This is a genomic window from Hoeflea sp. AS16, from assembly GCF_038900095.1.
Lineage (GTDB): Bacteria > Pseudomonadota > Alphaproteobacteria > Rhizobiales > Rhizobiaceae > Hoeflea.
The window spans coordinates 169,851-178,483 of sequence record NZ_JBBMQQ010000010.1; the positions used below are offsets into that span (position 1 = coordinate 169,851).

The 8,633-nt window shown below is 61.6% G+C and carries 9 protein-coding genes; 6 read left to right on the forward strand and 3 right to left on the reverse strand.

Annotation, left to right across the window (positions count from 1 at the left end; translation table 11 throughout):
* Positions 1-7: 7 nt before the first annotated feature.
* A complete protein-coding gene (locus tag WNY80_RS19960) occupies positions 8-1,069 on the reverse strand; it encodes an endonuclease/exonuclease/phosphatase family protein (RefSeq protein ID WP_342889160.1) in 1,062 nt (353 codons plus the stop codon).
* A 260-nt stretch (positions 1,070-1,329) separates the two neighbouring features.
* On the opposite strand from WNY80_RS19960, the gene greA reads away from it, so the two are divergent.
* The 4 genes from greA to WNY80_RS19980 are packed head-to-tail and all read left to right on the forward strand — an operon-like array spanning position 1,330 to position 4,894.
* On the forward strand, positions 1,330-1,806 hold the full coding sequence (gene greA / locus WNY80_RS19965) for a transcription elongation factor GreA (RefSeq protein ID WP_342889161.1): 477 nt from the start codon (positions 1,330-1,332) through the stop codon (positions 1,804-1,806).
* Between the two features lie 37 nt (positions 1,807-1,843).
* Positions 1,844-2,914: a glycosyltransferase family 4 protein gene (locus WNY80_RS19970; protein ID WP_342889162.1), complete on the forward strand. Its 1,071-nt coding sequence runs from the start codon at positions 1,844-1,846 to the stop codon at positions 2,912-2,914.
* A complete protein-coding gene (locus WNY80_RS19975; RefSeq protein WP_342889163.1) occupies positions 2,907-3,854 on the forward strand; it encodes a glycosyltransferase in 948 nt (315 codons plus the stop codon). The genes WNY80_RS19970 and WNY80_RS19975 overlap by 8 nt, the downstream gene beginning before the upstream one ends.
* Positions 3,851-4,894, forward strand: coding sequence for a glycosyltransferase family 4 protein (locus WNY80_RS19980; protein ID WP_342889164.1), 1,044 nt, complete (start codon positions 3,851-3,853; stop codon positions 4,892-4,894). The genes WNY80_RS19975 and WNY80_RS19980 overlap by 4 nt, the downstream gene beginning before the upstream one ends.
* A gap of 22 nt (positions 4,895-4,916) precedes the next feature.
* On the opposite strand, the gene WNY80_RS19985 is transcribed toward WNY80_RS19980, so the two are convergent.
* On the reverse strand, positions 4,917-5,681 hold the full coding sequence (locus WNY80_RS19985; protein WP_342889165.1) for a glycosyltransferase family 2 protein: 765 nt from the start codon (positions 5,679-5,681) through the stop codon (positions 4,917-4,919).
* A gap of 30 nt (positions 5,682-5,711) precedes the next feature.
* The gene (locus tag WNY80_RS19990) at positions 5,712-6,182 is read right to left on the reverse strand and encodes an Lrp/AsnC family transcriptional regulator (protein WP_342889166.1); all 471 of its coding nucleotides are present in this window, start codon (positions 6,180-6,182) and stop codon (positions 5,712-5,714) included.
* 285 nt (positions 6,183-6,467) lie between these two features.
* On the opposite strand from WNY80_RS19990, the gene trxB reads away from it, so the two are divergent.
* Together trxB and WNY80_RS20000 are read left to right on the forward strand one after the other, a co-directional pair.
* Positions 6,468-7,442: a thioredoxin-disulfide reductase gene (trxB, locus tag WNY80_RS19995; protein ID WP_342889167.1), complete on the forward strand. Its 975-nt coding sequence runs from the start codon at positions 6,468-6,470 to the stop codon at positions 7,440-7,442.
* A gap of 54 nt (positions 7,443-7,496) precedes the next feature.
* Positions 7,497-8,393: a LysR family transcriptional regulator gene (locus tag WNY80_RS20000; RefSeq protein WP_342889168.1), complete on the forward strand. Its 897-nt coding sequence runs from the start codon at positions 7,497-7,499 to the stop codon at positions 8,391-8,393.
* Positions 8,394-8,633 lie beyond the last annotated feature (240 nt).

Genomic DNA, 8,633 nt, shown 5'->3' on the forward strand with positions numbered 1-8,633 from the left:
AAATCGGTCACAAAGGCCCGTACGTTTCCCCCACGCTCATCCCCTCGATCGTCGTCACCACCGGCGCATGGTCCGACGAGCGGTCCTTCGGCAGGCCGGCTTCGAAATGCGCGTCCAGCACCTCGGTCTTGATCACTGTTCCGCGGCGGCGCGGGTTTTTCGGGTTGAGCCCGTTGGAGACCACGCAATAATCCAGCACCGAGCCGGAAATGATGCCGCCATGGGTGTTGGGCCGGGACAGCCCCTGCATCACCACTAGGTTGAAGCTGTCATAGAGCTTGTAGACATGCTTAAGATAGGCGAACGCCTCGGGGATCGCATCGGCCGCAACGCTGCCCCAGGACCAGACCCGGTCGGCCTGGGTCAGGATCGAGATCGTGTGCGAGCCCGGTGCCTCGTTGAGATCGCCCAGCAGGATCACCGGCGCATCCGGATCGGCGTCGATCGATTGCCGGAACATGCGATAGATCGTGCCCGCTTCGGCGGCCCGCTTGGCCACCTGGTTCACGCCCGACATGGCCCGCGCCATGTAGGCGGCACGGATCTTGGCGTCCCAGTCTGAAAGCGCATCGATCTCGTCGTCATCGACAAAGGCGCCCTGCGATTTGAAGTGGCAGACAAAGAACCTCGTCTCGCCGATTCCCGGCAGGTCGATCACCGCATCGACCGGGGTACGGGAGAAATTGAAGTCATCATCGATCACCGTGTCGGCAGGCAGGCCGGCAACGCCAGAGAGCGGACGGACACTGACTAAGGGATGCCGCGAGGCGATTGCCACCGAGGCGTTGACATAGACCGCCGGGTCTTCCGGATCGAACAACGGGTGCCCGGTGCAGAAGAAATGCGGATACCCGTTCGCCGCCATCAGCTCTGCCAGTTCCTCATGCGAGACCACTTCCTGGAAGCCGATCACATCCGCATTCATCCGGGCCACGACGCCGGCGATCCAGTCCTTCTTCTCCGTCCATTGCGCTGGCGAATAGGTCGCCGAGAGCTTTCGCTCATGCCAGAAAATGCCCGGCGCGGCGAAATGGTAAAGGTTGAATGTCGCAACTTTGACAGGGGCCATGCCGCTCTCCGCTAAATCAGCACTTGTAATGCACCATCATGACACCGAAGTAGAACCGGGCAAATTACCGCGTTTCGCACCCCGCCCGGAACAGCGGTTTGCCACCTCTTTTTTCAGGTGAATTTTGTTACCAAATTTGATAAGCCTGAAAAAAGAAACTCTGGAACGGCTCCGAAGCATCCGCCTCGGGGTGCGTTTTATTTTTGTGTCCTGCCGCCGGTGATACTGGCGTCAGGACGAAATAGACAAGGAAAAGACTGATGGTTGAGAAGGTTCCGATGACGCAAGGAGGCTACGCCAAGCTGCAAGAAGAACTGCGCTGGCGTCAGCAATCCGAACGGCCGCGGATCATCGAGGCGATCTCCGAAGCACGTGCCCATGGCGACCTTTCGGAAAACGCCGAATATCACGCCGCCAAGGAAGCCCAGAGTCACAATGAAGGCCGCATCGGCGAGCTGGAGGACTACACGTCCCGCGCCGAGATCATCGACGTGTCCAAGATGTCCGGCGACACGATCAAGTTCGGCGCCACCGTCAGACTGGTTGACGAGGACACCGAGGAAGAGCGGACCTACCAGATTGTCGGTGACCAGGAAGCCGATGTGAAGGCGGGCCGGATCTCGATTTCCTCGCCGATCTCGCGTGCCCTGATCGGCAAGTCGGTGGGCGATTCCATCGAGGTCGTCGCGCCGGGCGGTTCCAAGGCCTATGAAATCCTTGAGGTGAAGTGGGGCTGATCCCCCGCTTCCGCAACCAGGTTCAGGGTGCGATCCCATGCTTGCCGATCCATCCTCGACCCTTGTCATCGCCCCTAATCTGAAGCGGCGTCTGTCCGGCGTGACCACGTCGATCATTCAGCTGATTCCGGTGCAAAACCGGCTTGGGCAGAAGATCGCCGTTTTCGGCCCCGGCCTGCCCGGTCACTTGCCAGTGCTGCGCCTTGTCGACCTGCCGCGCCTGTGGCGCGCGCCCGCGGGCCGGCCATCGCGGATCTGGCATGCAAGGCGCAATGTCGAAATGCTGATGGGCCTGGTCATGCGCGACATCCTGCGCATGCCGCTCGGGCTGGTGTTCACCTCCGCCTCGCAGCGGGTGCATTCGCGCTGGACCCGGTTCCTGATTTCCCGCATGGACGGGGTGATCGCCACCAGCCACAAGACCGCGTCCTACCTGAAGGTACCGCACCGCGTCAGCCTGCACGGGATCAACGCCGAGCGGTTTTCGCCATCGGCTGACCGGGCTGAAGTGCGGCGTGCGCTGGCCCTGCCGCCGGGCCAGAAGCTGGCCGGCTGCTTCGGCCGGATCCGCCGCCAGAAGGGCACCGATCTGTTTGTCGACGCGATGATCCGGCTGCTGCCGTCGCGGCCGGGCTGGAGCGCCATCGTCGCCGGCCGCGCCACCGCCAGTCACGCATCCTTTCTCGCCGGGCTCAAGGCCCGCGTTGCCGCGGCAAACCTCGAAGACCGGATCCTGTTTGTCGGCGAGCACCCCGAAATCAATGAATGGTATCGCGCGCTCGATCTCTTTGTCGCCCCGCAGCGCTGGGAAGGCTTTGGCCTGACCCCGCTCGAGGCACAGGCCAGCGGCGTGCCGGTGGTCGCCACCGATGTCGGCGCGTTTCAGGAAATCATCGCCCAGGGCGCCGCGGAAACCGGCGTGGTGGTGGCCAAAGACGATCTCGACGCGCTCGCCGCATCGGCGGCTGACTTCATGGATGACGATTCCCGGCGCGATGCCGCCGCGCAACGGGCGCGGCCGCACGTGCTGGCCAACTTCACCATCGAGGGCGAGGCAAAACGGCTTTCCGAGACCTATGAAGAGGTTTGGCAGAAAGCCCATGCTTGATATCCTGATCATCGGCAAGGACTCGAAATACGGCCTGACCAAGGACAGCCTGCTGCTGGAAGAGGCAATCCGCAACGCCGGCCTCCCCCACATCATCGGCCACGCCGATCACAAGAGCAGGCCGCTTATGGAGCGGCTCACGAGAACCCGGCGCGCACGCATCGCGATCCATATCGAACGGGTCTATCCCGCCTGGTATTCAGCCGCAGACATCCACTATCTCCTGCCCAATCAGGAACGCTTTCCGCACCGCCACCTCGGGCGGCTGCGCCATATCGATCTGGTGCTGTGCAAGAGCCGCCACGCTGTCGATATATTCTCGGCTCACGGCGCCAGGACATTTCACCTGGGCTTCACCTCGGAAGACAGGGCGTCACCCGCAACGCCCAAGGATTATGGCGCTTTCGTCCACATTGCCGGCGCCAGCACGCTCAAGGGCACCGAAGCCGTATTGGCCGCGTGGCAGGCCCACCCGGAATGGCCCGAACTGACGCTGGTGATGAACGCCCGTCTGGCGCCGCCCTCGGTTCCGGACAATGTCAGGCTGATCAGCGAGTATCTTGATGACGACGACATGCGGACACTGCAGAATACCTGCGGCATTCACCTCTGCCCGTCGCAAGCCGAGGGCTGGGGGCATTACATCGTCGAGGCGATGTCGACCGGCGCGCTGGTGATCACCACCGACGCTCCGCCGATGAATGAACTCGTGAATGCCGATACCGGCCTGCTGGTCGAGGCAGCTTCCAGCACCCCGCGTCATCTCGGCACCTGCTTTCAGGTCGATCAGGCTGCGCTCGAGGCGGCCATCATCAAGGCGATGACGATGTCCACCGAAGACAAGGCCCGGATCGGCGCCCGCGCATGGGAGGGGTTCGACGCCATCCGCTCCGGATTTGCCGGGCGGCTGACAGAGCTTCTGGGCAGTGACGGGCGATGAACCTGCTGCATCTGTCCAGCGAAACCGGACTTCGCGGCGGTGAAAACCAGCTGTTGCTGCTGGCAGGACAGACCAAGCCCGGCATTATCGAGCATTATGGCGTCCCGCGCGCATCGGCGCTTTACGCGGCCCTCCCCGCGGGTGCTGCCAGGCTGCCGGTCAACTGCCGCGGCCTGCTTGATCCGGGCTCTATCCTGAAGATCAGAACCTTTCTTCACGCTCACGATATCGATCTCGTTCACGCCCATTCCAACCGGGCGCACAAGACGGCGGTGGCAGCCAAGCTCGGCGGACGGCAGCGGCTGATCTTCTCGCGGCGCAATGCCTTCGAGTGCCGCGGCGGACTGCTCTATCGCGCCGTCGATCAGTTCATCACCATTTCCAGGGCCGGTTACCAGGCCTTGCGCGACGGCGGCGTTGCCGGCGACCGGATCGAGATCATTCACGATGCGGTCGACGAGGCAGCACTTGCCGCTGCCCTGCCCGAACGCCTTGGCTTTGGCGACGACACCACGCTCATCCTCTGCGTAGCGGCCTTCACCGCCGAAAAGGACCACGCCACCCTGCTCAAGGCCTGGGAACGGACGCAGAAGACATCCGCGAACGCCCATCTTGTCCTGGCCGGAGACGGGCCTGCGCTTGCAGCGATGCGGCGGCAGGCGGCCGGGTTGCCGAGGGTGACCTTTCTTGGCTGGCGCGATGACATCGCCTCACTGATCAAGGGCGCCGACATCGTCACCCTTGCCTCACGCGAAGAAGGGCTTGGCTCCAGCCTCTGCACCGCGCAATGGGCCGGCAAGCCGGTGGTTGCCACCACGGCAGGCGGCATCGTCGAAGCCGTCAGCGACAGGGAAACCGGGCTTCTGAGCCCGCCGGGTGACGCCGAACAGTTTTCGCAAAACCTGATTGCCCTGACCGAGGATACCGCCATGCGCCGGGACTATGGCGATGCCGCCGCCATCCGCGCCCGGGGCCTGTTCTCGCTCGAGACATTTCATGCCCGGCACCTGGAAATCTATAACCGCCTGGCCGGCGCCTGAACACCGTAGCTGTGAAGCTGACTTACCGCTGCCGACGCTTTTCGCTGCGGCGATCGGCATAGACCAGCATGTATTTCCAGAACACGGTCTGGCCGTGGATCCAGGCATTCACAAATCCCTCGACCCCGCCGAAAAACCCGCGCTTGATGACATAGGTCTTCACGAATGCCCCCAGCGCGTGAGCGAACGGGCTCAGAAGCGAAACACTGCGGTCTGTCTTTTTCAGCTGCTGGGCGCCAAGCGCTGAGTAGAGATGCGCCTTGGCCAGCGCCTGCTCGAGCGAGCGCACGGTGAAATGGTCCATATGATTGGACAGCGTGCCGGTCGGCCGGTCGGTTTCGACAAACTCATGCACCATTTTTGAATTGAACCTGGCAGCGTCACAGCGGAACAGCCTGAGCGGCGCATCCGGCCACCAGCCGGAATGGCGGAACGGCTTGCCGAGGAAAAACGACAGCCGCGGGATCCGGTAGGCGTCGTATTCGGCAGCTGCAACCGTGGACAGGATTTCTTCCGCCAGTATCGCCGGAACCCGTTCATCGGCATCAAGCGACAACACCCAATCGCACTTTGCCTGCGTCCGGGCAAACTCCTTCTGGTCCCCGAACCCGTTGAAATCGCGGGCAGTCACCCGGGCGTTGAACGACGCGGCGATGTCGCGGGTGGCATCGTCGCTGTGGCTGTCGACCACCACGATTTCATCGCAGAAGTGCAGGCTCTCCAGCAACCCGGGCAGCATCTCAGCCTCGTTGCGGGTGATGATGACGGCGCTGATCGTCGGCTTCATCCATCTGCCTCCATCATCTTTCGGAGCCGCCTAAAGCGCCACCTGCCCCTCATCCTTGACCTGGCGGATGGTCAGCATGGTCCTGACCGTGTCGACATTTTCTGCCGCGGTCAGCTCCTCGATGACGAAATCCTGGAAATGGCTGAGATTGCGCGCCACGCAATGCAGCAGAAAATCGCTTTCGCCCGACACCATCCAGGTTTCCCGCACGATCGGCCACTCGATGGTCCTGGCGGCAAACGCCTTCAGGTTTGCATCCGTCTGGTGCTTGAGCCCGACCATGCAGAAAGCAACCAGGTCAAACCCGAGGCTTGGCGCATTCAGCTGCGCCCGGTAACCACGGATGATGCCGGCCTGCTCGAGCTTGCGAACGCGCCTGAGACACGGCGGTGCGGAAATGCCGACGCGCTCCGACAGATCCACATTCGTCATGCGCCCGTCCTTCTGCAACTCCCGCAGGATCTTGAGGTCAATCGCATCGAGTTCGGCCTTGATCGCCATGAAAATTTCCCTGCTTCCAGCACAGCTGTCCGGCCTCAAAAGGGCAGGACAGCGAAACTTAATTGCGTCAGTGCGCAGCATCTGTAAAGCCTCGGCGGCTTTCTTGACGCGAAGTTCTGTGCGTAACTTTGCTGCGAAGCTTGAAACACTGCCTTGCTCGCACCTAAATGGTGGTAAGTCGCACCTCAAAATGACGTTTCACGCCATTATCTTGGCTTTCGTCATTGATGCCCCATCCGGGATGCCCCAAACTGGCATCCGCAACATTTGTTTCAGGATCGTTCCATGTCCACTCGTCACGTCCCCGTCCTCATCATCGGCTCCGGCCCTGCCGGCTACACTGCCGCGATCTATGCGGCGCGGGCCATGCTCAATCCGGTGCTGATCGCCGGCATGGAGCAAGGCGGCCAGTTGATGATCACCACGGACGTGGAAAACTACCCCGGTTACGCCGAACCGGTGCAGGGCCCCTGGATGATGGAGCAGATGCTCAAGCAGGCCGAACATGTCGGCGCGGAAATCGTCAACGACCTTGTCACCGAGGTCGAGCTGACCAACAGGCCGTTTACCGTGACCACGGATTCCGGCGCAGTATGGACCTGCGATGCACTGGTCATCGCAACCGGTGCACAGGCCAAATGGCTGGGCATCCCGTCCGAGAAGGACTTCATGGGCTTTGGCGTCTCCGCCTGTGCCACCTGTGACGGGTTCTTTTACCGCGGCAAGAATGTCATCGTCGTCGGCGGCGGCAATTCTGCGGTCGAAGAGGCGCTGTACCTGTCCAATCTGGCCGCGCACGTCACCATGGTTCACCGCCGCGATTCCTTCCGTGCGGAAAAGATCCTGCAGCAGCGGGTGTTCGAAAAAGACAACATCGACGTGATCTGGGACACCGAAGTGGTGGAATATCTGGGAACGCCGGCTCAGCCGCCGGTGCCCGCCTCGGTCAACGGCGTCAGGCTGAAGAACCGCAAGACCGGTGTCAGCACCGACATGCCGATTGACGGTGTCTTCGTTGCCATCGGGCACGCGCCTGCCGTCAGCCTGTTCAAGGACAAGCTCAAGCACAAGCCGAACGGCTATTTGTGGACAGCGCCGGATTCGACTGCCACGGATGTTCCCGGCGTGTTTGCCGCGGGCGATGTAACAGACGACATTTACCGCCAGGCCGTCACGGCGGCCGGTATGGGATGTATGGCGGCTTTGGAGGCCGAGCGCTATCTGGCTGGTCACGCCAGGCACGCGGAAGCTGCCGAATAGGCGCACAAGCGCCAGACAAAGGCCCGAACAACGGGCCAAGGGGACGAGAGCGTGATGCCACTCGACTGGGATAAACTGCGCATATTTCATGCCGCCGCGGAGGCGGGCTCATTCACTCATGCGGCGGAAAAGCTGCATCTGTCGCAATCCGCCATCTCGCGGCAGGTTTCCGCACTGGAAATGGACATCGGCGCCAAGCTGTTTCACCGGCATGCCCGTGGCCTGATCCTGTCCGAACAGGGCGAAATCCTCTACCAGACAGCCCACGAAGTGCTGATGAAGCTGGAATCGGTGCGCAACCAGCTGACAGAAACCCGCGAGCGGCCGTCCGGCAAATTGCGTGTCACCACCACGGTCGGCTTCGGTCAGGGGTGGCTGACCGAGAAGGTGCAGGAGTTCCAGACACTGTATCCCGATGTTCAGGTGCAATTGCTGCTCGACAACGAGGAACTCGACGTCAACATGCGCCAGGCCGATTGCGCCATCCGCCTGCGCCAGCCGCAACAGCCGGACCTGATCCAGCGTCGCCTGTTCACCGTGCATATGCATATCTATGCGTCGCCGGCCTATCTGGCGCGTCACGGTGAGCCCAAGACCATCGACGATCTCGACAACCACCGAATCATCACTTTCGGCGAACCCGCACCGGCCTATCTCACCGACGTGAACTGGCTTGAAACAGCCGGCCGCACACCGGAAAACCGGCGCCAGGCGCAACTCCAGATCAACAATCTGCCGGCAATCCGGCGGGCCACCTTCAATGGCGCGGGAATTTCGCTGCTGCCCGATTACATGATCAACCGCGATCTGGCGCTGGTGCAGCTCAATCTTCCCGCCGACATTCCGACCTTCGACACCTATTTCTGCTATGCCGAGGAAATGAAAAACGCGGCCAAACTCAAGGCCTTCCGTGATTTCCTGATCAGCAAGGCCCGCAACTGGAACTTCTGACCGGCATATGAAGCTGCCGGAGTATATGGCATCGGATGCCTGCCTGTTTTTTAGCCATGACAGCAGCCATGCAGTATTCGCATGGCTGACATGCGCATCATTCCCTTGCACATTGCTTAATTAAACACCATATCGACTACAGCTGATGCACCTTTGGCGGCCTACTCCTCCCAGTGCCGCCGCATGAGCTGTTCCCCTCTGGAGGTTTTTGACCTTCATACCTATTGGGCCCGAGAGCAA